Below are 24356 nucleotides of genomic sequence, written 5' to 3'. Positions count from 1 at the left end.
ATCAGCCTCCTGATTTATTTGCAATCTCACGAATCACTGGGAATTGTCCTTCAATTTCATATTCGACCATAAAGGAATCAGGTCGCATTGAATTATTAGAATAGATTGGATCAATGCTAATAGAAACTTTCTTCGGTGGTATCTCTTTCAATGCATTGGCCCACTCAGTCTCCATTTCGTACCAAACTCCACCCCTCCTATTAATTTGACTATTTTGTGGTACAAGATTATCAATATCAGGAGGACCATTAAATTGTGCTCCTATTAAATGTCCGCCATCATCATCTGGTAATCTGTCTTTTCCCCCTACATTTGCCTGGGCATATTTATTTCTATCAGCCTTTTTCAATACAAGTTCAGGAGCATTTACATTTACTATACTTCCAAGTTCATCAGTAGTATATTTGTAGTTATTATTGGTTACATACTTAGTATTTGGGAGTAGTTGTTTCTTACCATTTTCACCTTTTATTATGTGCTTTCCGAAGTCAATTTCTTTAACTTCGTTGACTATACCTTTTCCCGTACCCTTAGCCCCAACATCCACATTCTTCACTTCAACCTTAACATCTCCAACTTTGATACTCGTAGGAATATCTGTTTTTGGGAATTGCATATTGAATGCAAGGGCATTTGGCGTACCCAATTGGTAATGAGTATTAGTTAAGAGATCTAGTTGATTTTGAGTTTTTCCTAATGGACTGTTGACGACATCTTGGTAAATTGGCGAATAGATGGACGCCATCTTCTCTGTACTTACCACTTTTCTTACTTGATTTAAATCGTTTCCTTTTAAGGCTAATTTCCCACCCGTACTTGCCCAGCCAGCAACTAGAATCATCGCTCCAAAAGAAAGGGCCGCATTTAATGCATCCCCTCTTGCCGTATAGATAACACCATTTACGCCATCTGCGACTTCACCAACAACAGGTATAAGCCCTGCTAAATCTAATCCAAACTGGAAAGAATCAAGTAATTTGTTTTCTTTGGGTTTGTCGACTTTAACGGTCTCTTCTTCCTTATAGTCAACTTTGGAAACAACTTCATAGAAAACTGTTTGGCCTACAACATACTCTTTAATGAGTAAACCATTTTCATACATATGGTATTTTATATTTTCATCCAGATTCTCTTCGACAGTGTTCACTTTTTTCCCTTCAAGGGTTTGAAAAGTCGCTGTAGTAATCATCGTACCAATCAGCTGTTGATGTTCCTTTACCCATAAGTCATTTGGATTTAAGTACACTTTTGGGAACAGTTCCGTTCTAATTTCACTTCTAAACGTCAGAAGATTCCATTGGCTCGGGACGAAGTTTATGTCCTTTACTCCTGCTTGGAACAGTCCTTCCATATCCGTAAGCCACGTGTTCATCGTCTGCAAATCTTGTTCAATGGGATGTAGTGCGGTAGTCTGAGTTTCATCAAATTCATAAAGTTGAGAGATGGTATCATCACGTTTCCTCTTAAAACGAATGACTCCCTCTTGCACTTGTTCCCTTCCAGTCAAAGATGAATACAAAAATAAGACTGGAGGGAACTAAATGAACGAACAATATCGAGTAGTAAAAATCAGTTACTCAGAAGAACTATCATCTGAATCTGAACTATGGTTTAAAAGATTTATTGAAAAAATCTTATTGGATCATGTTGCAAAAGATGATTATAGACTACGAGCTTTAAATCGAGGTGCCTGTGCGTCAAACAAACATGAAAGTTCGAACAATCAAGTTTTCCCTTACATAGTTACCTTGGCATTTCTAACACCCAACTGCTACAAAGTAGTTCACATCACTTCTAAGCCAATCATTTCAAAAAGCGTATATGTCTCATCCTATTGCGGATCTTGCGGTATATAAATTATCATACCGTCCCTCCCCTCGTCAAAAGTACGCGGTAACTATTGATTTGAAGGAGATGCACATCCTTCGCTTTTGGATTTCACTAATTTTCAGACGACCATTCTTCGTCCTTCCTTGCTAAATCTTCACCCAAAGAAACGATTGGGAAATCTAATTCGAGTCCTGGCATGAAAATTCAGTTGTCGCACTATAAATCTACATCGATATTGGATATGTAAAATGTCATCTCGTCTAATTATCGTACTTTTCGAAATGCCTAAGTATTACAACACTACTTCATAATGGTACAACCTTCATGTGCTATGAATTTCAGTAAAGCATCATCCATGCCGTCCAAAGTTTAAACTTCTCACAAAAAAACAAAAACACATGTTGCCTAAAAGGCAATCAAGTGTTTTAAAGTTGGCTATATAAAGTAATTCATTATTAAACCAACAAGCCTATTTAATTTCGTAAATTTTTGTCTTGTTACCAGTAATAATAATTCGTATGTTAAAAATGTCATCTCACTTAATTTATTGCTTTCATCCGCACAATTTATTTTTTCATAATACTTTCCAATAGAACATTTTTATAAACTCTTGATTAAAAATGTATATTCAAATCTTCTCGAATCGCTTTTTCTAAATATTCTTCAAAACTTCTTGCTATTATTTCTTTTCCACCAAAATCAAAGTCAAATGTAATAATTTCTGTATTAGAAGAATTAAAACCTACCGAATTTCCTACACCGTCTATTCCAATAACAATAAAACTCTCATGCCCTTCGGGAAGAATATTTCTAAACTGTAGAGATTTCTCTACAAATGATGGTGTAGCAAAAAATTCCGCCTCTCTCAATCCTAAAACAATTGCTTCACCAACTGCTTCCGAACCATATCTCAAAAGAAACATTTTAAAATCCTCTGGTGATTTTACTTTGAGTTCATCTTCAGCTTGTATTACTTCCTCTATATTAACGGGCCCACCAAAGGCTTCAGGGCACATTTCAAACTCTTCATCAATCGCATTTAACAATTCTATTTTCATTCAATTATCCCCCTTTTAATCATTTCATTGGCATATCTTACTTTCCAATATTCTTTACGCCATTTATTGAATTCCTGCCTAGCTTCTCCGCCGCCAACTCCTCCCTTATTTCCAAATGGATGCTGTCTTTTGTTTCCTAGATCATGGTATCTACTAGGCATCTCAATTATTGGTCCCTCAACTTTTTGTTCAGTTACCATTAACAGTACCCTTCATGGGTTCTGAATTTCAAGCTGGTCTCATTCATTGTTTTATCCTTAAATTGCTCACAAAAAACAACACCCGTTGCCTAAAAGGCAATCAGGTGCTTTATGGTTAGCTATATAAAGTAATTCATTACTAATTCTATCTGTAAACCCACGAGCTTGTTTAATTACGTAAGTTTTTGGCTAGTTCCCTGCAACAATATTTCGTATGTTTCAAATGTCATATCGCCAGTTATCATATTTATTTTTCATAACCCAAGTATTCTTTGGTACAATCTACATGAGTTATAGATTTTGACTAACCTCAGTAAGATTACTTTGTGAGTGGTAGACTAATAGAATATTGCTATTTCTAATTATTTGCATGTTTTTTTAATTATCTTGAAGCCCTATTACAATCCATTCATCTACAATATCCCAGAAATCCACATTATATTCAGGCTTATCATTGGTAAACCATAATGTCGCTACATCATCGATACAGTTGTTTAAATCTATAGCAACATATCCTCCCATGCCGTTTTCAAAAAAACCATATGTTGTAGCCATATTAATTCCTAATGGTTCATCTAATTCTTCAAGTATTCCCCATTCATAATCCTCAAAATGAGTACTGCTTTCCACTGGTACTAGTCCCATAGCTCTACTTGGCAGATAATAAAACCCATTGTGTAACTTTTCATAGAACCTCTTAATAGATTCTGGAACATTTGACCAATCTTGTTGCATTTCTGAAATATAAATAGAACTGGTCGGTATACCACCTTCGTAATAAAGAATTTCGTCATTTTCACTCTTTACGCTGTATAGTACTGCATATTGTCCATTATCTACAATTAGTTCAAATTCTAATAAATTCTCTTTCAAGTATGATATAGTATTGCTCAATTCTTTTTCACACACATCATTCCATAAAGCTATTAATTTATCTTTCTTTCTAGCTTTATCTGTTTCTTTAAATATCTCTATCCATTTTTCAGGCATATTTTCCTTTTCTATATTGAGTAAGTTTTTGTTAGATACAAACTCTATACATTTTCTGTATTGTTTTAATGAAGATAACTTATCCACCCGAATTCACTCCTTTTTATTTATCCTATTAAATTCATCTGTCATCTTTTGTATCTCAATTTCTAGTTCTTTTTCTTTTAATATCATTTTTTCCCTAAATACAGGATTCACCAAAATGTTTTCTTTTTTGTAGATGTTCCAATCTGCAAATGATTTTGAACCTTTAGATGTATTAGCTGCTTCACTAAGACCTTTAAAATTCTCTACAAAATTGGCAATTTCCTTCTGTTGTTGGTAAGTCAATGTCTCAAAACCTTCCAAACGAGCTATTTTCTCTAGAGAAACAATATGATCTGCATGCAGTTTTTTTTCAATTATTTTTCCGGGTAAAGCAAAATCCTCAGTTCCAATAATATCATCAATATTTTTATTAACTTCTTTTTGTATTTTAGAAGATGGCGATGCTCTTCTTACTTTAGCATATGTCTCATCGGAAATTTTCCTTTCCCCATATCTTGCACCTTGCGTAATGTTTTTATCCGTACCCTTAGCCCCAACATCCACATTCTTCACTTCAACCTTAACATTGACATCTCCACCTTTGATACTCGTAGGAATATCTGTTTTTGGAAATGGCATATTGAATGCAAGGGCATTTGGCTTACCCAATTGGTAATGAGTATTAGTTAAGATATCTAGTTGATTTTGAGTTTTTCCTAATGGACTGTTGACGACATCTTGGTAGATTGGGGAATAGATGGACGCCACCTTCTCTGTACTTACCACTTTTCTTACTTGATTTAAATCGTTTCCTTTTAAGGCTAATTTCCCACCCGTACTTGCCCAGCCAGCAACTGGAATCATCGCTCCAAAAGAAAGGACCGCATTTAATGCATCCCCTCTTGCCGTATAGATAACACCATTTACGCCATCTGCTACTTCACCAACAACAGGTATAAGCCCTGCTAAATCTAACCCAAACTGAAAAGAATCAAGTAATTTGTTTTCTTTCGGTTTATCGACTTTAACGGTCTCTTCTTCCTTATAGTCAACTTGGGAAACAACTTCATAGTAAACTGTTTGGCCAACAACATACTCTTTAATGAGTAAACCATTTTCATCCAGATTCTCTTCGACAGTGTTCACTTTTTTCCCTTCAAGGGTTTGAAAAGTCGCTGGAGTAATCATCGTACCAATCAGCTGTTGATGTTCCTTTACCCATAAGTCATTTGGATTTAAGTACACTTTTGGGAACAGTTCTGTTCTAATTTCACTTCTAAATGTCAGAACATTCCATTGGCTCGGCACGAAGCTGATGTCCTTTACTCCTGCTTGGAACAGTCCCTCCATATCCGTAAGCCACGTGTTCATCGTCTGCAAATCTTGTTCAATGGGATGTAGTGCAGTAGTCTGAGTTGCATCAAATTCATACAGTTGTGAGTTGGTATCATCACGTTTTCTCTTAGAACGAATGACTCCCTCCTGCACTCCGCTATCATCTAAGTGGGGCAGTCCGACAATATCACTCACCTGATCCATGATACTGTTTGCCTCATCCGTCAAACTATCCGTGAGATGACCAATAAGCGTAAGGCCCTGTTCTAGCTCTCCCTCAAGGAATTGTTCTACTATGTACCCAGATGAATCAGGTTCGAGTGAATGAAGTGCTGCCTCCATCTGCTGAAGTACTTGTTTGAACTGTTCGGAAAACAACTGAAAAAAATGAAGAAATGGTAAATGACATTCCTGGTAAAAGGAACGGATGGCATTACCACCCGCTCCTTTAAATTGTTCCTCCATATGCACTAGACCCTCCACTGCAAGGTGGATCGCTTCCATTTCACTGCTTAGCCTGTCCAACATAGTAATGTTGCGCTGTAGCCCATCCTGAAATAAATCTACATCCAATATTTTCATAGGCATTGCCTCATTTAGCGTTTAAAAAAGATGGAGTTATTGTTCATATCTTTTCAAAGTGTATTCACCCGATCATTAATGGAACAAACAAGTTTGTATGAACTTTCATGATTGAATGAGTGACTTGTCCCGTAAGCGTCAAATAGGCCCTTACATACATATTGTACTCGTTTGATTGAATTTCAAGAAGAACTGTCTTCAATAATCGGGCTAAATCGTGGTATAATTTGGATAAATTTGAACGAAGGGGATGAGTTTTTCTATGTTATGGATTTCTACACAAGATAAGCACAGTTTGATAAATGTAAAAGAAGTTACTGTAAACGGGAAAAAAATAAAAGGTTTTGTTAGCGGTTCGTCTTTAGACGAATGGAGTAAAGATTTAGGGAAGTATGAATCAAATGAAAGAGCATTAGAAGTTCTTAATGAAATATTTAAGAAAATCGAAGAAATCAATGGTATTTCTGCGACATTCGCTATGCCTAAAAAGTAAGTTTCAACTTGTTCGATAAATAGGCTCTTTTCTAGAATGAGGTTCTGTACCGATTTAGGAATAGAGTCATTTTGTTGAATAACGCAGTCTCAAAAACGTGCACGATAACGAAATAAATTTGTGCAGTGATAGAGCCATTAAATGGAGAATGTATGTTAAAGTTCACGCAAAATATTTCCAATACCAAAAAGGGGTGTGTATGTTGAATAAATATCAAGAACGTACGGTTTACATTTCAATTGTAGCACTTGCTTTTTTCTTAGTATTATCTTTAATTACACATAATTGGGGATTCTTTTTATGGAGTATATTGCCTGTTTTTATAGTTTTGATGTCTACGTTTTTCACCAATAGGGACAAGAAAGAAAATAGGTGATGAACATACTTATTCAATCATCGGGTGCTATTGTTGAAAATGATAAGCCTAATTCCTCGCCTAAGATACGGAGGGATTAGGCTTTTTTATCTTTGAATGAATGAGTAACGTGTACCCCACATTTGCATCCCCTCCCTTTGTCTGAGTCAGAGCTGCTTTGTTGATTTCAGTAGTATATACCGGCCGCCATGGACGTTCACACGGACGGATCTCATACATCGTAAAAAGCAGACATGTGCTGGCATGCCTGCTTTTTGATTTATCGATACCTGTTACGTAAGATGCCGCATCACTTGTTAAGAAACCTACAACTTTAACGATTTCTTCAGCTTCGCCTTCTCGACGTAAGGGTGTATGTGCAAGTAATACAGCCATCATATCGCTTTCTTCTTTTTCGGACGGTCCATAGCTTACGAAACGCTTGTGGGTACCCTTATTAAATTTGCTGGTTATAACTAATGGGCTTTGGGAATGGATTAGAAAGGAGGTGGATTAAATGGATACGTTTTTATATTTTCTTTATGCTGCTTTATATGCGACATTATTGATTTGGGGATTATACGGCATTAGAAAACAAGATTTAGCAAGATGGACTAGTGTTATTTATATAGTAATATTGCCGCTTATTTATGATAACTTGCTACTGCCAACAGGTAAGTGGATTGGTGAAGGAGAGTTACTAGAAAGCTTAAACTTCTCTCGTTTTTGCTTACATGCTTTACTAACACCCTTACTCGTTATGTATTCGATTGGTACGTTACGGGAAAGTGGAATTGAATGGGCAAAGAAAAAGTGGCTAGTCATCTTAGGTATTCTTTATACAGTTGGCTTAATCGTATTAGAATTTTCGATAGAAGTGATGGGGTTGGAACTTGAAGTAGTGAAAGAATACGGAGCCATCAGCTATTCAAATGTAGAAGAAGCGACAGGCCCTCCTATTATGGTGTTATTAGTTACACTAATTCTCATTGTGGCAAGTGCGATCTTATGGAAAAAAACGAAATGGCCAGTTTTCTTTATAGGTGCCGTTGTTATGACTATTGGAAGTGCTATACCTATAAATATAGATAGTGGAGCAGTGACGAACGCATTTGAGCTAATTTTGATATTTACATTGATTTGGACTAAACGAAGATTGATAACAAAACAGCTACATGTTTGAATTTCGCGTACCTATTATGTTACTAGCTAGTTGGCGAATGAAAAAACCATTGTTTTCAGGGTATTGGAGAAGTGCCAATCACAGAACTCCCGATATACGATCCCCACCAAACAGGAGGAGCTGAAAACAATGGTTACACTATCATGTAATCATATTCAGGGGAAGAACGGAAGTCATTGGAACCGTCTAACGCGAGAAGAAAAGGCAAAAGAATACTGTATTGTAGCGATTTAATTTTAGGTACCTGTGGTTTGCCCCCTATATATCGGACGCAGTTAAATACTAGCTTTGAGGTAACAAGTGCGCTTCCAAGAAAGCTTTAGGTGTCTTATACCCTAAACGTTTTTGGCTTCTCTCATCGTTAAAGTAGTTGCGGAAGGCCAGTAAGTCGATTTTAGCCTGTGCATAATTATTCAAAGGATAATGAAAATCAAATTCGGTTTTGAAGTGAGAAAAGATACTTTCAATGACCGCGTTGTCCCAACAGTTTGCTTTTCTCGACATACTTGGCGTAAAGCCAAGTTCCTTTGATTTCTTATGGTGCTGAAGTGATGTAAAGACACTTCCTTGATCGGTATGGAAGAGAATGCCTTTCATTGACTGAAGATCACGTTCGTTCATTGCCATATTAATAGTAGCTTCCACTAGCTCATAAATCGGCCTGGAACCAACAGCCAGCGCAATTAGTTCTCGATTGAACAAATCAACAATAGCTGAAATGAACAGTTTTGCGCCCTCTGCTTTGATTTCGGTGAGGTCCATAACCCATTTTAGATTCGGAGAATCTACATCAAAATTTCGATTTAATATATTTGGATAAACATGGCCAACAAGGTTTGTTCTTGTTTCTCTAGTGATTCTTGCCTTTCTTATCTTAGATGCTAAATTCAATTCATGCATTAATCTGGCCACGCGTTTATGGTTTATAATATGGCCTCTTTCTTTAAGTTCTCCTGCAATATGTTTACAACCATAAGTACCTTTGCTCTTATTATACGTTCGTTTTATAGCTTTAATATCTCGAAGATCGCGTTCTGATGGTCCTTGTTGTGGGCGCTTCATGTAATCATAATACCCACTTTTTGATACACCAAGTGTCTTGCAAAGTCTTTCAACCGAATATTCCTTTCTCAAAGAAGTTATGGCATCATATGACTTTTGTTTTCGTTCTCCTTGAGAAAGACCTGGAACTTTTTTAGAATTTCAATCTCCTCTTGTTGTTGATAATATTTCGTCTTAAAGCAACGTAGGCGTTCTAATTCAATCCTATCATCTGATAGTAAGTCTGGGTTTTTCGATTGAAGACCAGTCTCACCGTGCTGTTCAAAGGTTTTGACCCAATTAATTACTGAATTTACACTGAAGCCAATTTCTTCGGCAACAAGCCTTTTGTTTCGGTTGAACTCTATCACTTGTGTAACCGCATATAATTTTGTTTCAAATGTTGAACGACGCTTTTTTAACTTTTTCCGAATATACATAATAACCTCTCCTTTAAATAGAATAATAAGGCTTTGTATATTCTATACCCTATTTTGTCCGTTTTAAGGGGGGCGACCACTGTACACGATACTATTACGGCAATTCACTACAATTACATATTTATAAGGAGTGGATTAGGATTTTACATCAATATCTAATCTTCCTATATTTTTATACAATTTGGTGAGTTGTTCATTATTGTTTATTGCACAGCGTCAATTAAAAGGGATCATCATATCTATGGTAGCATATCGACGTAGCAACGATCTCTACACGTATTCTAACCTCTATCCGTCCACAGGAAAAGAAGCCGTACTCACGATGGAGCACGACTTCAAGATTGCAAAAAATATTCGTTTTATATCATATAGTATGCTAATTTTATGCCAGTGATTTTACAAACCCTGTTGTGAATTTAATCATTTCATGTTTCAATAGCTCATTCCCGCACGATTTAGCCCATGCCCCGGGTTAACAGTTGGACTTTATTTGACGCTTCCATTCAATTAACACACTTTTATTTCTCGATAGGTTAAAATCCTTGGAAATCTCCGAACATCGGTTGTACTAATGAATTGATAATTGTAAGTTTATCAAAAAACAGAATAATTCCCATACCTATCATAATTCCTCCGCCAATTTTCATTACAGGGCCACTATATTTTTTTATCCAAGTAAATTTAGTAATGAAGAATGCCATTAAAAGAAAAGGAATACTAAAACCTAACACATAAGCTGCCATATACCATAGACCCTGTGATGGATTTGCACCTACAAGTGCTAATGTAGCTGCTAAAATTGGACCCATACAAGGTGTCCACCCCACTGCAAAAGCAAATCCAATTACTACTGAACCTAAATAACCAGCTGGTTTATTTTGAATATGCAGTTTATGTTCCTTCATCAAAAATTTTGGTTGGAGTAACCCAATCGTAATCAATCCAAAGAGCACCATTAAAATAGCACCAATTTGTCGAATTACATCTCCATATTGAAAATACCACGTCTCTAAGAGAGTTGCACTTCCTACTGTTCCAAAACCAAATACTAAATAAATGATTGAAAATCCACATAAGAAGAAAATTGTATGCAAAATTGCTTTGTGCTGTCCTTTTAATTCACCCAGTTGTATTTCAGCTACACTCATTCCTGTAATGTACGATAAAAATGTAGGATAAAGTGGAAATACACAAGGCGATATGAAAGTTAGTGCACCTGCACCGAATGCAAGTAAAATAGAAATGTCTGCCATTAATGATCCCTCCCATTTTAGCCAACATATGTTAGTTGTTTATCGTCACGATACACTTGGTTAATGGTTCCTCCACCGAGGCATTCTTCTCCTTGATAGAAGACAACTGCTTGTCCAGGCGTTATGGCACGAATTGGTTCGTGGAAAGTGACTTTAACTTTGGATTCATCCAACCGTTCTACCGTTACTTTATTATCCGGCTGGCGATAGCGGAATTTGGCAGTACATTCAAATGTATCAGGTATAGATCCCTTTGAAATCCAGCTAACATTATCAGTAATGATGCTGTCTGAATATAACATTTCATGGTGGAAGCCTTGTCCAACATATAGTACATTCTTTTCAAGATCCTTACCAATTACAAACCAAGGTTCACCATTTCCACCAATCCCCAATCCATGCCTCTGCCCAATTGTAATGAAACAAATTGTCTCGTCTTTTGTGTTCGGCATCGGCCGAATAATAAAACCACCAACAACTTGAATCGTCAAGTCCGGATTTACTAGTACACCTACAGTAACAGAGGGGCGATTTGTTCTGAATGCAGTAGATAAGAGGCAAAACCCTCACTGTTTTCCCCCGTTACAATGGAAACCTGGCCAACAGCCCTGCATATGCATGGGGATTTGAAACATACCCACTCACTTCACCCTTGGTATTTCATCAACCAGGATGGTCCCAATTAATCCGCCGCCATTCATTTTATGGACAGTTTTTCTTCTCCCTTTAGCATGGAGCCAAGTATGACTCCTTTTCCTATAAAAACTGAATTCATTAATGATCTTTGTCTTTTAATGAGAGTATTCGATTTTCTCTTTCCATCTTCCCGTGTAAAAAATAATAAAGAAAGGATACAGCAAAGACCATAATTCCTAGAATCGCATACATAGTTGAATACCCTGTGAAAGGAATTATAACCCCTAAAATAAACGGACCTATTCCATTCCCTATATCAAAAAAGATGAAGAAAGTAGCGGTAGCATATCCTATGCGTTCAGGTGTTACTTTCAAGGTGGCTACAGTCTGACTGATAGAAGAAATATTTCCAAAACCCAGACCAATTAACCCTCCCGCTAATAATAGGGTTAACGAATTATCCACTGTACTAAGAAGAAGCAATCCGGCTCCAAAAAGTAAAAAAGCCGGATACATAATATAATTTGCTCCTCTACGATCCACCAATTTTCCAGTAAATGGTCTAGATACCAATACACTGACGGTGTAAATGCTGAAGAAAAAGCTAGCAGCACTAACCAAATCCAATTCAATAGCATAAAGGTTTATATAAGAAAGTACACTTGAAAAGCTGAAAGTCATTAAAAGAACAATAATACCTATTGGTACAACTTTTGGTTCAATGTAATTCGAAATCTTAAATCCTCCGCGTTTTTCCTCTGTTGTTTTCGGAGCCATGGGTACGTTAACTAAGAAGCCGATTATCATACTAGCGACTCCAAGTAAAAGGGAGAAAAGAAAAATGATATTAAATTCAGTATGTTGAGTCATATATAGACCTAAAAAAGGTCCCAGTCCTGTAGCTAATGCTGTACTAACAGCAAAGTAACTAATACCTTCCCCTCTTCTTGACTGCGGTATGGCAAGAACAATTATTGTACCAATTACTGTAGTTGCTATTCCCATAGCTAGTCCATTTAAAAACCGGCTAACAATTAATAAGGGGAGACCATAATCTATAAAGTAAAGCAGTATTGTTATTGTAAAAAAGATAAGCCCAATAATTAATATTCGTTTGTATTCAACTCTGTTAATAATTTTTGCAGTAACCAGTCGACCTATTAATGCTCCAATGATAAAGATGCCGACTACTACGCCGGCTTGTCCAGTAGATGCATTAAATTCGTTTACAGCATAAAGCGCAATTATTACATTTAACAACATGTATATTAGGACCAAAAAGAAATTGACTAAAGAAAGAATAATAAAATCTTTAGTCCATAACTTTGAATTTGCTTGGCTCAATATAAAAACCCCTTCCCGTGTTTAATAATCACTTCTTTATTAAGAAGTCGTTGCATTCGCCATCTTCTGGTATAAGTAATTGGGAAGAAAAACCTTTTTCAACCGCATATTTCCTCAGCTCTTTCCTGGATAATCCCCAGTGGTTGACAGCTTCCATATGGCTAGCTATGATTTTAGCGCTTGGTATAGCTTTGTGTACTTCGTAGACATCCTCTTTCCCCATAATAAGTGAGCCTAATTCGAAGAACTTGTTATCTCCAGCATTTAAAATAACCACTTCAGGATTGTGCGTTTCAATTGCTTCTTGAACAGGTGTACACCACACTGTATCCCCTGCTAGATATAAGGTTTTTTCTTTTTCATTTTTGAAAACTAGACCAATTACGTTGCCCATAAGTTCCCGTGTTTTACCTCGACCGTGTTCTCCTTTTGTTTTTATCAGCTGTATCCCTTCAAAAAAGGTGGTGCTATCTTTTAAAACTTCCACATTTACAAATCCAGCGCTCTTAATTTCTTCCGCATCTTCCTTATTTTGCGTAAATAGTTTAATATCTTTTGGTAAAACCACTTTTGCTACGTCATCCCAGTGGTCTAAATGTAGATGAGTAACAATGACAGCATCTACATCAATGAGGTAGTCAATTGAAACAGGTAAATCAAACAAAGGATTGTATTCCTCTCTTGCTGAACCTGGAAAAGCTGGGTATGTGCCCTTATCTGCAAGAAATGGATCAATTAAAAATTTTTTCCCTCCGTATTCTATGACTAATGTTGCATTGCGAATCTGATGAATATTCATAGTAGAATCTCTCCTTTTAATTGGTTACGTCAATTTTGCATCTGTGTAAAAAATAAATACACAACATAAATAAAGTATATTTAGTGTTTAACTTTATTAATGAAAGGATTGAAAGTTAATGGATACAACAGACTTTCAAATTTAAAATGAGCTATCCAAAAATAGCCGTATTACCATGAAAGAACTAGGGAAAAAATTGCACTTAACAGGTACAGCTTAATGACAATCGACAATTTATAATTCGCGTGCTCAATTAAGTCCTGCAAAAATTCATCTAACACTTCATTATCCAGAAAGTTACCCATTCCTTTCCATACACTTTTAATCTTTTGTTTTTAATTTACGAATTTTTTCAGGCGTTACATCATTTAAAAGCGAATCCACTATCTTCATTCCTGAGAAAGTATGGAGAACTTGCCCGCGTATAGCACCTAAATAATCTTCACGAAGCACTTGCTGCTCGGCTTTTTCTGCATTTGTTAATCCTTCTTCACGCTGCTTTTTCGCTAATTCATTAATTCGTGGTAACAAGTCCAACATGTTTTTTCACCGTCCTAATTGAATTTGTAGTTATTCAATAATTTGAGTATGGAAGCAACATTTTATATGGTTTACCATTATTTCTCCCAGATCAGTAAATGTTGCTACCCCTCTTTTATGAATGACTGTTTTGAATCCTTCTGCGTCTGCTCCTGCAACTGTTAAAAAGTCACAAATATCCGTCGTTACCCCAACAGTATGGACCTTCTCTACGCCTAAACTTCTTGCTCCATGAATGTATACCATCGTTCATAAGGCTCTTTGATGAGCTGGCAGACAGGTTTATCCAGAATAGTTGACAGAAAAATTAGTCATTCCCCCTAGTTTTCTACTAAGGCAAATCAGCTTATTTAAGCTGTACTAATTGCTCTAACACATCCGCGATATCGCCGTCGATACCAATGGATTTATCAGCAATGACATCTGGAATATAAAGCTCACTCCCCTTATTAAAGGTAATATAGGTAGCGTCTATCTCTGAGTTAGCTAAATTCATAAATGGAGCTTTAATCAATTGATTTCTTGCACCTACACCTAATTCCAGTAAGACTATTTTTTCACCATGAGCATTATCGATAAAATCCTGATAAGCCTGAAAGCTGGCTTGCCATGCCTCACCTCTTAGAAAATTACGATCGACCTCGACATGGACTTGCATTGGGCCACCACATTCTAGACATTTAGGAATAAGGTTTGAAGGTACTTTTCCGTTTTCTTGGTTCCGGGCCATTTCACTCAATATTTCGTCAGCTTGGTAAATTTGATGATGACACCCATGAGAACATTGCAAATACCGACTATTGCCCTCTATTTCAAAAAGGCGTTCCTTCTGAAATCCTGCATCCGTAAAATGAGAATCTGTATTAGAGGTAACCACAAAATAATTTTTATCCTTCACCAGTTCATAAAGGTGCTTCATAACAGGACTTGCTTCCTGGTTGTTTAAAAAGTAGGCGTACATACGGCTGAAGAATGCCCACTTCTCTTCCTCGGAAGGATATGCATAAAAAGCTCCTTGTAGGATGCTACGAAAACCATAATTCTTGCGGAAATCTCCAAAATGCTCCAGAAAGGACGAATCCTCTGAAAAAATATTAGTACCTCCCGAAATAGCGAGGCCGTTACTTGCGCCAATTAGAACACTGTCCGCATTCTTGATTTTGCTTAAAACGTTTTGATAGTTCTCTTCCATATGATCCTCCATTTATATAAAATTTTGATGAATCTATTTTACTTAATGAATTCGTGTAATGCGTAGTCGAATTGCTCCCTACTTATCAAATAGCCGAATCTCTTTTTCCCTTTCCGTTCAAAGCATCTTGTAAGACACGTGCAATATCTTCTTTAATGGCAAGTCCTTTTTCACTTAACTCTTGAGCAACGACCGCATCTTTAGGATTTATTGTAATATAGTAGGCATCCGGAAAACTGTAAGTCATGTTCCAAAACGGCTCTTTAATAAACATGGGTGTCATTGTTCCAACACCTAATTCAAGAAAGAGAACTTTTTTATCTTTGTTTTCAATAAGATACTCATTGTATTTTCTTAATTCCCCTTGGTAAGAGCTTCCTTCCAGAAATACATAAGAGCGCACCCATGGTTCCATTTCCTGCCCACATTCTGGACATACTGGAATTAACTCTGTCGGGATGCTAGTTCCCTTTATGTTTGCATACATGTTCTCGACTTGCTCTTTATTAAAATAAACATGATCATGGCAACGGGAGCCACATTGAAAATAACGCATATCCCCTTGAATTGGGGAAACTTTCTCATCGGGGAAAGTCTTGGAAAACTGTGCGTCTTGATTCGTTGTAACAACGAAATAGTTTTTTCCTTGAAGGAGTTGCAATAAATCAAGGTAGGGGCGACCGGCTTCGGCATCATGTAAAAATTTAATTTCAGTAGCAAGAAAAGCCCATCGTTCTTCACTTGTAGAAAAACGGTAATAAAAGCCATCAAAAAGGTTTTTAATACCATATTTATCTGCAAACTTCCCGAAATGCTTCAGAAAATTTTCATCAGTATGATAAAAACTGTGTCCGATAGCCTCAGACATTCCAGCAGCGCCACCTACCACAATTGCCTCAGCTTCTTGGATTTTGTTTAGTAATGTGTCTATGTTGTTTTGGTATTGTTGTGCTAACATATTTTTTGTCCTCCTATTGATTTTTCTTTGTAGAAATTCACGCATATATAGTTTTCCCTCAATAACAAATTTAAAGTGCGGGAGGTTCAATATATGTTTTGCCTGTAAAGCATTCCTTTACTTGAATCTAAATATATTATATAGTGGATATGAACCAACAAACAAGTATGCACTTTTATGACGCATACTATCCAGGAGGATAGTGTAGATATGAATAATTCTAAAATGATTGTTGCTGACAACGAAGAAACCTCTTTCGGTTACACACTTTCTATTATTAACGGGAAATGGAAGCTACTAATTATTTACAATTTATCGAAAAATGGCCCGGTTCGTTATAATGAACTTCAGCGTATGATGGGGAAAATAACTTATAAAACGCTTAGTTCTACACTTAAGGATATGGTAGCTGATGGTATAGTCCATCGTGAGGAATATCCACAAATCCCTCCAAAGGTTGAGTATAGCCTGACTGAAAAGGGGCAAACGCTTTGGCCTATTATCCAGACGATGTGCCAATGGGGAGATCATAATAAGGAAATATAAAAGAGTGAAATTCCAGGTATATTGCAAGGTTGACTTAATCCTGAAGAGTCAAAGAAAAAATGGTTCCATTCATCAGTATTTGATGATTGGAACCATTTTTTATTTGAATTATTTCCACTGACTTTTGGTGAATTTCGTTCCCGTAAGTAGTGCTTGGCATTTATCTTTCGCTTTTGGTGCATAACAAGCTCTTCTCAAATTTTTCATATATCCAAATGTACCGTCTAGACGTTCTTTGTGAATTGAAAAAATTGTTGACAAAAAGTTCTTTAACATATAAGATACATTTCATCAGTTAAGTTTAGTTTACTTAACCGAAGTATAAGGAGGATATTATGCTTGCAAATCATCAAATAATGTTTAAAGAACTGATTGTCGTTTTTAGTGAATATTACTTAAATTATACTTTATACAATAAAAACGCGCAAAAGTTCAATGCTTATAATTTAACTGCACAGCAAGATACGATTTTATTTTTTGTGAAGGACAATCCATGTATCACGGCAAATGAAATCGCCCAGAAATTCGCGATTTCTAAAAGTGCTGTGAGCCAAGTATTATCGAAGCTCGAGGCACGAAATTTTATCAAACGTGAGGCCAATCCAACTAATCATCGCGAGTTTTTCATCGTATTAGCAAAAGAAGGTCTCGCTTATCAGGCATTAAGCGATGAAGCAGATAAAGAATTTATGACAGAGCACTTCGCTGACATCGATTTAGAACAATTGCAAAATGTATTACAAACAATGAAGAAAGTGAATGCATCCATTTCATCCTCCAACAAATAGGACCGTGAATTGTTTGACCATTAAATAGAGGTAATCAATTATGAATCGAAAAGAGAAAGTGTCTATTGCACTTGCATTATCTAGTTTATTTATTGCTTTTGTGGGGATGGGACTTGCCGCACCAGTTATGCCATCGATTGCGAAGGACCTAAGATTAAGTGGTTCCGTTGTCGGTTACTTGTTCGCCGCGATGGCCCTTGCGCAGTTTCTGGCTTCCCCTTTTACAGGTGCATGGGTCGATTCAATCGGCCGTAAAAAAATGATGGTCATCGGTCTTTTGTTATTTTCATTTTCAGAGGCACTGTTTGGCTTTTCAAATGAAACGTGGCTATTATTTGTGAGCCGTCTACTTGGCGGTGTAGGTGCCGCCTTTATTATGCCCGCTGTTGTTACGTATATTGCCGATAAAACGACGCTAGCAAATCGTGCAAAAGCGTTAGGTTATCAATCGGCTGCGATTAGTTTAGGATTTATAATTGGACCAGGAATTGGCGGATTTATTGCAGAGTTTGGGATACGCGCACCGTTCTTCTTTGCTGCTGCCATTTCATTGATTACTGCCATTGTTATTTCCCTTGTATTAGACGATTCGATTTCAACAGAGCAGCTACAAAAAAATCGGGCATACAGTGTACGACCAGCGTTTATTCAGGAGTTTAAAAAATCTTTTCAGCCACAGTACTTCACACCACTACTGGTCGTGTTCGTACTAGCGTTTGGACTTGCCGTTTATGAAATGATGTTTAGCTTATTCGTCGACGAAAAGCTTGGCTTTACGGTCCGTGATATTTCGATCATTATTACAGTCGGCTCAATCGCTGGAGTTGTCGCTCAAATTTTATTCTTTGATAAGATGGTCAATGTAATTGGTGAACGAATGCTGATTAATTTAACCTTACTATCTTCCGCTATTTTTATCTTTATTACGATTTTAATAGACGGTTACTGGACGATGATTGTCATTACGAGCATTGTGTTTTTCTCTGGTGACATTTTACGCCCTGCTGTGACATCCTTTTTATCAAAAATCGCTGGGGAAAACCAGGGGTATATTGCGGGAATGAACTCTGCTTACACTAGCTTAGGCATCATAATAGGACCGATTATTGGCGGTATTTTATTTGATATCAACATCGATATGCCGTATGCATTTGCCGCAGTTGTGCTTGTCATCGCGTTTGTTATTTCAAGTACAAAATTAAAGAAGCCTCAACTCGATTAAACTAATGCCTATTTCCCAAAAAATCTTTAGCTGGGAATGGGTAGTTACACTCTTAGCGATTGGACCTATTTTGGGCATTGTCGCTATACTCCCTTATAAACGCTTCGAATCTAATAACAAGTAAATTGTAAGCAACCTTGAGTAATCCGTTACTCTCAGTTGCTTTTTTCAACTTGCATGAGTCCTTAGATAAAATAAAACGAAGCTCACCACTAGAAATTGTGAAAGTTTACTACGACCCTATCCGAGATAAATAACCAACTTATTTAGCATTGATTGGATGCGTATGCTTGATTTCATTAATTGAAAGATATAGTTTATAGTTCCCAAATTCTAAAATTTTATCTAAAAATGCATTTAACGTTTCATGTAAATCTACCTTTACTTTTAAATGGTAACAGCCTTCTCCCGATACTCGGTGAGCTTCAACTACCACATTTTGATTATTAATAAAACGTATAAATGAATCATGGTTTGCTGATTTCATATAAATAATTACAAACCCTGTATAAGAAAATCCTAATTTCATTTCATCAACTAGTAGAGTGTAAGCTTTAATTACACCACTTTCCTCAAGTTTTTTAATACGATTCCCTACTGCTTGTCCCGTCATATGAATTTGTTCACCTAAGTCTTTCCATTGAATACGTGAATTATTGGATAATAATTGAAGGATCTGAAAATCAATGTTATCAAGTTCCATAATACATTCCTTTCACCGTGAAATTTTTTGAGACAAAAGTGTTTCATCAACTTATCGATACAAATCAATATACGAGTTATGATTATAGTGTATCAAAATACTGTAAATGAGGTGGAGAATAATGAGCACAGCTCTAATTATTGTAGATATTCAAAATGACTATTTCCCAAATGGAAAGATGGAATTAGTTAATCCAGATAAAGCGGCCGCTAATGCTGCGAAAGTTCTTGAATCGTTTAGACAGAACAACAATGAAAACATTTTCCATGTTCGGCATATCGCAGCTGATCCAGCATTAGGATTCTTCCTTCCAGATACGGAAGGTGCCGAAATACATGAAACTGTTCATCCTTTGGAAAACGAAAGCATTATCATCAAACATTTCCCTAATAGTTTTTTAAAGACTGATTTGGAAAGCAAATTAAAAGAAAAAGGAATAACAAAGGTAGTGGTTGTCGGTATGATGACTCATATGTGTATTGATGCAACAGTTAGAGCTGCAGTGGATTTAGGCTATGAAACAACTCTTATTGAAGATGCATGTGCGACAAGGGACTTATCTTATGAAGGTAAGGCCGTTCCAGCAGAACAGGTTCATTATGCATTTGTCGGCGCACTTAACGGTATGTATTGCGCTATAACTTCGACTGAGGATTTCCTGCAATAAGAAACACAATCTTAAAGAACAAATAAATGTAAAAGGCATTTGGGAATACGCTTATTCCCAAACGCCTTTTAACTTTTTCGTTTTTCAGAAACGGTCATCGGATATTAGTCGGAAAACTATACGAAGTTTTACGTATTTATTTTGACTTATACAGTAATGGCATCCTTTACTACCACATCTAATTTAACTTTTTATGGGTAAATTACTGACCAAATCCTGAAATCCGGGTTACTTTCCCTTCCGGAAGATCATCCATACTTAATTGTTTGAATTCTAACTTTGTTTGATCATTTACTTTATCTAATACCATTGCTAGAAAATTATTCATTTTCTTCACCAGATCCCTTCGTGAATTTAATCTTCGTTTTATTTGTATACATAAACGATTCGTGAAAAAAGAGTTAAATTCTCTATTCGTTCAAAACTTCATTTCTTTACTCTTTTTTGTTTAGAATTTCCTTTTAAAATCATACACGTACTAGTTGAATGAGCAACAAGACTTCCTTTTTCATCATATACATGACATTCCAGTAGTCCAACTGTGGCGCCTTTTTTAATTAATTTTCCCTCAGCTCGAAGTTTCGATTCATAAATAGGTTTAAGGAAGTTTAATTTAATTTCCATTGTCGTAAAAAGTTCATCTTCAGCAAGCGTACTAGCAAAAGCATATCCCATCGCAGCATCAGCTATATCACAAAGTATCCCACCATGCAGCGTGCCCATCGGATTATGCAATCTTTCAGAAGCTTCTATTTCTATAACAACTCTACCTTCTTCAACATCTACCACCTTAAAACCAAGTACTTGTGCAACTGGGGGTTCAGGTATTTCACCCGTCATCATTTTCTTTAAGTTTTCTAAGTGATTCATTATCCACGTCTCCTAAATAATAAATTTTAAATTTTTAAGCGTATTTTTCAACTACGCAGGTGAAGATGTCCATCGTCTGGGTAAATGATAAGCTGATAGATATCAAATTCGCCCCTTCCCTTAGAAAGTTACAATAACTTTACCTTGCGAGTGGCCAGTAGAAACTTTATGTAATGCCTGATTAATGTCGTCAAATTTATAAGTTGAATCAATTGAAGCCGTAATATCCTCATTTTCAATAAGACTAGTAATCTCTTGTAACTGTCTTCCATTGGCTTGCACAAATAAAAAGTGATATTCTTTTTTATCTTTTGCTGCTAAACGGTCTAAACGAGCACCCACTAAACCAAATAACATTCTTTTCCACATTGGAAGGTTATTTTCAACGGCAAAGCGATAATTGGGTGCAGCCTTCAATGATACTAATTTCCCTTTAGGTTTTAAAATACTAAGTTCCGTTTTTATTTCATTTGCACCTAAGGTGTCTATCACATAATCTATATTGGATAGAACCTCAGCATAGTTTTCTTCCTTATAATTTATAAATTGACCTGCCCCAATCGACAGTGTACGTGATCGACCTCTTTCACTGCCACTTGTAATCACATATAACCCCATTGATTTAGCAATGGGAATTGCCATAGCACCAAAGCCACCGGTTCCTCCAGGAATAAATAGCTTTGTATTAGGCTGAACATGGAGTACATCCTTCAATGCTTGATAAGCTGTTAAAGCAGTAAGGGGGACCGCAGCCGCTTCTATAAAGGATAGATTTTCAGGCATTTTAGCTATAGCATCATCTTTGACCGTCACATATTCAGCAAAAGCTCCTATTTTATTCACCGGCAATCTCGAATAAATTTTGTCGCCAACCTGAAAATCAACAACATCTTTACCAACCGCCTCTATAACACCAGATAGTTCATTGCCTAATGTTAGTGGAAACTCATAATCAGCAATCATTCGGACACTGCCATTTAAAATCAGAATATCTAATGGATTTACACCTGCTGCTTTTACTTTAACAAGCACCTCGTTATTATCGATTTCCGGTATTTCCACATTATTTATTTCCACTTGAATTCCTTTTGAGTATTTCTGCATTTGAGCAGCTTTCATACTTTTCTAGCTTCCTTTCCACTTAAAAATCTAATGGCGTACAATTTTTAGTTGTACGCCATTCATCATTTCACTTATTCTTACTGCTATTGAGATTTTTATTCTTCCATTTTAGGATAATCTGTATAACCCTGTGCACCACCAGCATAGAGCTTAGTTACATCCGGTTCATTTAGGGGAGCGTTTTTCTTTATACGCTCAATGAAGTCTGGATTTGCTAGTGCCCAAATCCCTACTGTTGCGACATCTGCTAGACCATTATCCAAGTCCACAGTAAGTTGTTCAAGTGGACGTCCCGCTCTATTTACCACTAGTGGTTGTGTCCACAATTGACGTACTTCTTGTAATAAGGGTTCATTGCCAAAGTACATAATATGAAGATAAGCCAAATCAAGCTTATTTAATTCCCCTATTAAATATCGATACATCTCAATATTTGTATCACCTTCCTCAATTCCGTTCAATGTCCCTTGAGGAGAGAACCGAATTCCCGTTTTTTCTGCACCAATTTCATCAATGACTGCTTTAGTTACTTCAATTGCAAATCGAGCCCGGTTTTCAATTGAACCACCATAGGCATCTTGACGATGATTTGAGTTCTCACTAAGGAACTGTTGAATTAGATACCCATTTGCCCCGTGAATTTCGACTCCATCAGCTCCAGCTTCAATTGCTGCGGCTGCGGCTGTACGAAATTCTTGAATGACTTCTTTTAGCTCATTTTGACCTAATTCCCTAGGCGTCGGGATATCTTTCATCCCCTCAGCTGTAAACATTTCTGTGCCAGGTGCAATAGCAGAAGGTGCAACTGCTTGTCGATGATGTGGTGTATTGTCAGGATGTGAAACACGCCCTACATGCATGAGCTGAATGAATATGCGGCCACCTTCATTGTGTACACGACTCGTTATTTTCTTCCAACCTTCTATGTGAGATGGTGTATAAATCCCAGGTGTATTTAAGTACCCTTGACCATCATTTGAAGGTTGTGTACCTTCACTTATGATTAAACCAAAAGAAGCACGTTGGCCATAATATTCAGCCGCTAACTCTCCTGGGGTACCATCAGTTAAAGCTCTATTTCTCGTCATTGGTGACATACCTAGACGATTTTTCAATATAACTTCTCCAATACGAACCTCTTCAAATAATTTTTTCATTTTCATTCTCCTTTTTTGTTGTCATACACTCTAAGCATAAAGTGGTTAGTAATAATTGATTATCTATGACTAATTGTCTTCTACCCCTTAATTACTTAGAATCAAGAAATAGCTTTACATGTCCAGCAAACTGTTCTGGGTACTGGAATAGATGTCCATGTCCGGAGTCTGGATAAATAATGAGTTGTGCATTAGGTAAGTTTTCCGTAAGAATATAACTGTTTTCGGTCGGAACCATGACGTCTTTAACCCCATTAGTCACGAGTACCGCTTGCGTAATCTTCTGCAACCAGTCGTATTTCTGTTCAGGATCCCGCTCAGTCCATTGGGAGATTGCCTGTAATTGCGCATCGAGCACTTGAGGTGAACTTTCCACTTTTTTCTGGCTCAAGATTCGTTTTAATGAAGATATTCCAGCCGTCCGACTCGTTTCGGTCGGACCGTAAAATAGGAGCAAGAAATTCTCCAGAGCATCATTTTCATCTCCACCAACTTGAGTCATCGCTTCATACACGTCTTTTCTAGGATCATTGACACCAGATTGTGGACCAGTTCCCGCCAAGACGATGCGTCGTACCATATTTGGCTGCTGCAATACTAACTCCTGTGCAACAAATCCGCCAATTGAAAAACCAAGGATATCGACTCTCTCTAAGCCAAGTGCTTTAATGAAAGTCGCTGCATCCTTTGCCATCTCAGCTACAGTAGTCGGAGTTTCACCACTGGATTCACCGACACCAGCATTATCAAAAAGAATAATAGGTCGACTTTCAGCTAAAACACCAATCATATTAGGATCCCAATTTTCCATTGTTCCGCGGAAGTGAATGAAGAAAACTAGCGGAATTCCTGTTTCTTGGCCAAACTTTCTATAGGCAAATCGGATCCCTCCAGCTTCGATATAACTTGATTCAGTTGGAATTGTAAATTTCGACATCATTTTTCCCCTTTCGAACGGTGAGTTCGGATTGATTTGATAAATTATAAATTAATTGCAATTTCATCTGCATTTCTAGAATGTTCGT

The 24356-nt window shown here is 36.8% G+C and carries 28 protein-coding genes and 2 pseudogenes; 8 read left to right on the top strand and 22 right to left on the bottom strand.

Annotated features, from left to right (window positions below; all coding sequences use genetic code 11):
* Position 1 precedes the first annotated feature (1 nt).
* A complete protein-coding gene (locus tag MKY15_RS11910) occupies positions 2–1489 on the bottom strand; it encodes a DNA/RNA non-specific endonuclease (protein WP_197485367.1) in 1488 nt (495 codons plus the stop codon).
* A 52-nt stretch (positions 1490–1541) separates the two neighbouring features.
* Here MKY15_RS11910 and MKY15_RS11905 point away from each other — a divergent pair, with 52 nt between their 5' ends.
* Complete coding sequence (locus MKY15_RS11905) at positions 1542–1856, top strand: hypothetical protein (RefSeq protein ID WP_342537638.1); 315 nt, start codon at positions 1542–1544, stop codon at positions 1854–1856.
* Between the two features lie 588 nt (positions 1857–2444).
* Here the strand turns inward: MKY15_RS11905 and MKY15_RS11900 are convergent.
* The 4 genes from MKY15_RS11900 to MKY15_RS11885 all read right to left on the bottom strand — a co-directional run bounded on the left by MKY15_RS11900 (position 2445) and on the right by MKY15_RS11885 (position 6022).
* Positions 2445–2888: an SMI1/KNR4 family protein gene (locus MKY15_RS11900; protein ID WP_067206129.1), complete on the bottom strand. Its 444-nt coding sequence runs from the start codon at positions 2886–2888 to the stop codon at positions 2445–2447.
* On the bottom strand, positions 2885–3088 hold the full coding sequence (locus MKY15_RS11895) for an HNH/ENDO VII family nuclease (RefSeq protein WP_067206126.1): 204 nt from the start codon (positions 3086–3088) through the stop codon (positions 2885–2887). Before MKY15_RS11895 ends, MKY15_RS11900 begins: the two co-directional genes overlap by 4 nt.
* A gap of 378 nt (positions 3089–3466) precedes the next feature.
* Positions 3467–4165: an SMI1/KNR4 family protein gene (locus MKY15_RS11890; protein WP_342537637.1), complete on the bottom strand. Its 699-nt coding sequence runs from the start codon at positions 4163–4165 to the stop codon at positions 3467–3469.
* Between the two features lie 6 nt (positions 4166–4171).
* Positions 4172–6022 carry a T7SS effector LXG polymorphic toxin gene (locus tag MKY15_RS11885; RefSeq protein ID WP_342537636.1) on the bottom strand — a complete coding sequence of 617 codons (1851 nt, stop codon included), beginning with the start codon at positions 6020–6022 and terminating at the stop codon, positions 4172–4174.
* Positions 6023–6284: 262 nt separating this feature from the next.
* On the opposite strand from MKY15_RS11885, the gene MKY15_RS11880 reads away from it, so the two are divergent.
* Entirely contained in the window at positions 6285–6515 is a 231-nt protein-coding gene (locus MKY15_RS11880) for a hypothetical protein (protein WP_342537635.1), read from the top strand.
* Positions 6516–6951: 436 nt separating this feature from the next.
* Here the strand turns inward: MKY15_RS11880 and MKY15_RS11875 are convergent, their stop codons facing one another.
* Positions 6952–7269, bottom strand: a complete 318-nt coding sequence (locus MKY15_RS11875; RefSeq protein WP_342537634.1) for a hypothetical protein — start codon at positions 7267–7269, stop codon at positions 6952–6954.
* A 118-nt stretch (positions 7270–7387) separates the two neighbouring features.
* Between MKY15_RS11875 and MKY15_RS11870 the strand changes: the two genes are divergently transcribed.
* The gene (locus MKY15_RS11870) at positions 7388–8053 is read left to right on the top strand and encodes a hypothetical protein (protein WP_342537633.1); all 666 of its coding nucleotides are present in this window, start codon (positions 7388–7390) and stop codon (positions 8051–8053) included.
* A gap of 282 nt (positions 8054–8335) precedes the next feature.
* Here the strand turns inward: MKY15_RS11870 and MKY15_RS11865 are convergent, their stop codons facing one another.
* The 6 genes and pseudogenes from MKY15_RS11865 to MKY15_RS11840 form a co-directional block, all read right to left on the bottom strand.
* Entirely contained in the window at positions 8336–9187 is an 852-nt protein-coding gene (locus MKY15_RS11865) for an IS3 family transposase (protein ID WP_342537632.1), read from the bottom strand.
* A gap of 5 nt (positions 9188–9192) precedes the next feature.
* A complete protein-coding gene (locus MKY15_RS11860; protein ID WP_342537631.1) occupies positions 9193–9534 on the bottom strand; it encodes a transposase in 342 nt (113 codons plus the stop codon).
* A gap of 533 nt (positions 9535–10067) precedes the next feature.
* Entirely contained in the window at positions 10068–10787 is a 720-nt protein-coding gene (locus MKY15_RS11855; protein ID WP_342537630.1) for a cytochrome c biogenesis protein CcdA, read from the bottom strand.
* 17 nt (positions 10788–10804) lie between these two features.
* Positions 10805–11203, bottom strand: a pseudogene (locus MKY15_RS11850) (aminomethyltransferase beta-barrel domain-containing protein); the annotation flags it as partial.
* 358 nt (positions 11204–11561) lie between these two features.
* Positions 11562–12767, bottom strand: a complete 1206-nt coding sequence (locus tag MKY15_RS11845) for an MFS transporter (protein WP_342537629.1) — start codon at positions 12765–12767, stop codon at positions 11562–11564.
* A gap of 28 nt (positions 12768–12795) precedes the next feature.
* Positions 12796–13566 (bottom strand): MBL fold metallo-hydrolase, encoded by a 771-nt coding sequence (locus MKY15_RS11840; RefSeq protein ID WP_342537628.1) that lies wholly within the window; start codon positions 13564–13566, stop codon positions 12796–12798.
* 118 nt (positions 13567–13684) lie between these two features.
* Here MKY15_RS11840 and MKY15_RS11835 point away from each other — a divergent pair.
* A pseudogene (locus MKY15_RS11835) lies at positions 13685–13783 on the top strand (AsnC family transcriptional regulator); the annotation flags it as partial.
* Positions 13784–13887: 104 nt separating this feature from the next.
* Here the strand turns inward: MKY15_RS11835 and MKY15_RS11830 are convergent.
* The 4 genes from MKY15_RS11830 to MKY15_RS11815 form a co-directional block, all read right to left on the bottom strand.
* Positions 13888–14106 (bottom strand): DUF896 domain-containing protein, encoded by a 219-nt coding sequence (locus MKY15_RS11830; RefSeq protein WP_342537627.1) that lies wholly within the window; start codon positions 14104–14106, stop codon positions 13888–13890.
* Between the two features lie 30 nt (positions 14107–14136).
* A complete protein-coding gene (locus tag MKY15_RS11825) occupies positions 14137–14352 on the bottom strand; it encodes a hypothetical protein (RefSeq protein WP_342537626.1) in 216 nt (71 codons plus the stop codon).
* A gap of 100 nt (positions 14353–14452) precedes the next feature.
* Positions 14453–15298, bottom strand: a complete 846-nt coding sequence (locus MKY15_RS11820) for a Sir2 family NAD-dependent protein deacetylase (RefSeq protein ID WP_342537625.1) — start codon at positions 15296–15298, stop codon at positions 14453–14455.
* A gap of 85 nt (positions 15299–15383) precedes the next feature.
* A complete protein-coding gene (locus MKY15_RS11815) occupies positions 15384–16256 on the bottom strand; it encodes a hypothetical protein (protein ID WP_342537624.1) in 873 nt (290 codons plus the stop codon).
* 210 nt (positions 16257–16466) lie between these two features.
* Here MKY15_RS11815 and MKY15_RS11810 point away from each other — a divergent pair, with 210 nt between their 5' ends.
* The 3 genes from MKY15_RS11810 to MKY15_RS11800 all read left to right on the top strand — a co-directional run bounded on the left by MKY15_RS11810 (position 16467) and on the right by MKY15_RS11800 (position 18812).
* On the top strand, positions 16467–16802 hold the full coding sequence (locus MKY15_RS11810) for a helix-turn-helix domain-containing protein (protein ID WP_255428583.1): 336 nt from the start codon (positions 16467–16469) through the stop codon (positions 16800–16802).
* Positions 16803–17137: 335 nt separating this feature from the next.
* Entirely contained in the window at positions 17138–17590 is a 453-nt protein-coding gene (locus MKY15_RS11805; RefSeq protein WP_342537623.1) for a MarR family transcriptional regulator, read from the top strand.
* 40 nt (positions 17591–17630) lie between these two features.
* Positions 17631–18812 carry an MFS transporter gene (locus tag MKY15_RS11800; protein WP_342537622.1) on the top strand — a complete coding sequence of 394 codons (1182 nt, stop codon included), beginning with the start codon at positions 17631–17633 and terminating at the stop codon, positions 18810–18812.
* A 262-nt stretch (positions 18813–19074) separates the two neighbouring features.
* Here MKY15_RS11800 and MKY15_RS11795 read toward each other — a convergent pair whose 3' ends face one another.
* The gene (locus MKY15_RS11795; protein WP_187046702.1) at positions 19075–19515 is read right to left on the bottom strand and encodes an Lrp/AsnC family transcriptional regulator; all 441 of its coding nucleotides are present in this window, start codon (positions 19513–19515) and stop codon (positions 19075–19077) included.
* 121 nt (positions 19516–19636) lie between these two features.
* Here MKY15_RS11795 and MKY15_RS11790 point away from each other — a divergent pair, with 121 nt between their 5' ends.
* Positions 19637–20182, top strand: coding sequence for a cysteine hydrolase family protein (locus MKY15_RS11790; protein WP_342537621.1), 546 nt, complete (start codon positions 19637–19639; stop codon positions 20180–20182).
* Positions 20183–20384: 202 nt separating this feature from the next.
* Here MKY15_RS11790 and MKY15_RS11785 read toward each other — a convergent pair whose 3' ends face one another.
* The 5 genes from MKY15_RS11785 to MKY15_RS11765 all read right to left on the bottom strand — a co-directional run bounded on the left by MKY15_RS11785 (position 20385) and on the right by MKY15_RS11765 (position 24268).
* Positions 20385–20519: a hypothetical protein gene (locus tag MKY15_RS11785; protein WP_342537620.1), complete on the bottom strand. Its 135-nt coding sequence runs from the start codon at positions 20517–20519 to the stop codon at positions 20385–20387.
* A gap of 89 nt (positions 20520–20608) precedes the next feature.
* Positions 20609–21052 (bottom strand): PaaI family thioesterase, encoded by a 444-nt coding sequence (locus tag MKY15_RS11780; RefSeq protein WP_342537619.1) that lies wholly within the window; start codon positions 21050–21052, stop codon positions 20609–20611.
* A 120-nt stretch (positions 21053–21172) separates the two neighbouring features.
* Positions 21173–22171 (bottom strand): NADP-dependent oxidoreductase, encoded by a 999-nt coding sequence (locus tag MKY15_RS11775; RefSeq protein WP_342537618.1) that lies wholly within the window; start codon positions 22169–22171, stop codon positions 21173–21175.
* A 98-nt stretch (positions 22172–22269) separates the two neighbouring features.
* The gene (locus tag MKY15_RS11770; RefSeq protein WP_342537617.1) at positions 22270–23331 is read right to left on the bottom strand and encodes an alkene reductase; all 1062 of its coding nucleotides are present in this window, start codon (positions 23329–23331) and stop codon (positions 22270–22272) included.
* 91 nt (positions 23332–23422) lie between these two features.
* Entirely contained in the window at positions 23423–24268 is an 846-nt protein-coding gene (locus MKY15_RS11765) for an alpha/beta hydrolase (protein WP_342537616.1), read from the bottom strand.
* Positions 24269–24356: the final 88 nt, after the last annotated feature.

The sequence above is a fragment of the Sporosarcina sp. FSL K6-1540 genome (genome assembly GCF_038620285.1).
GTDB classification, from domain to species: domain Bacteria; phylum Bacillota; class Bacilli; order Bacillales_A; family Planococcaceae; genus Sporosarcina; species Sporosarcina psychrophila.
The sequence above is the reverse complement of the archived record's forward strand: the minus strand, read 5'-3'. Positions and strand labels throughout refer to the sequence as shown.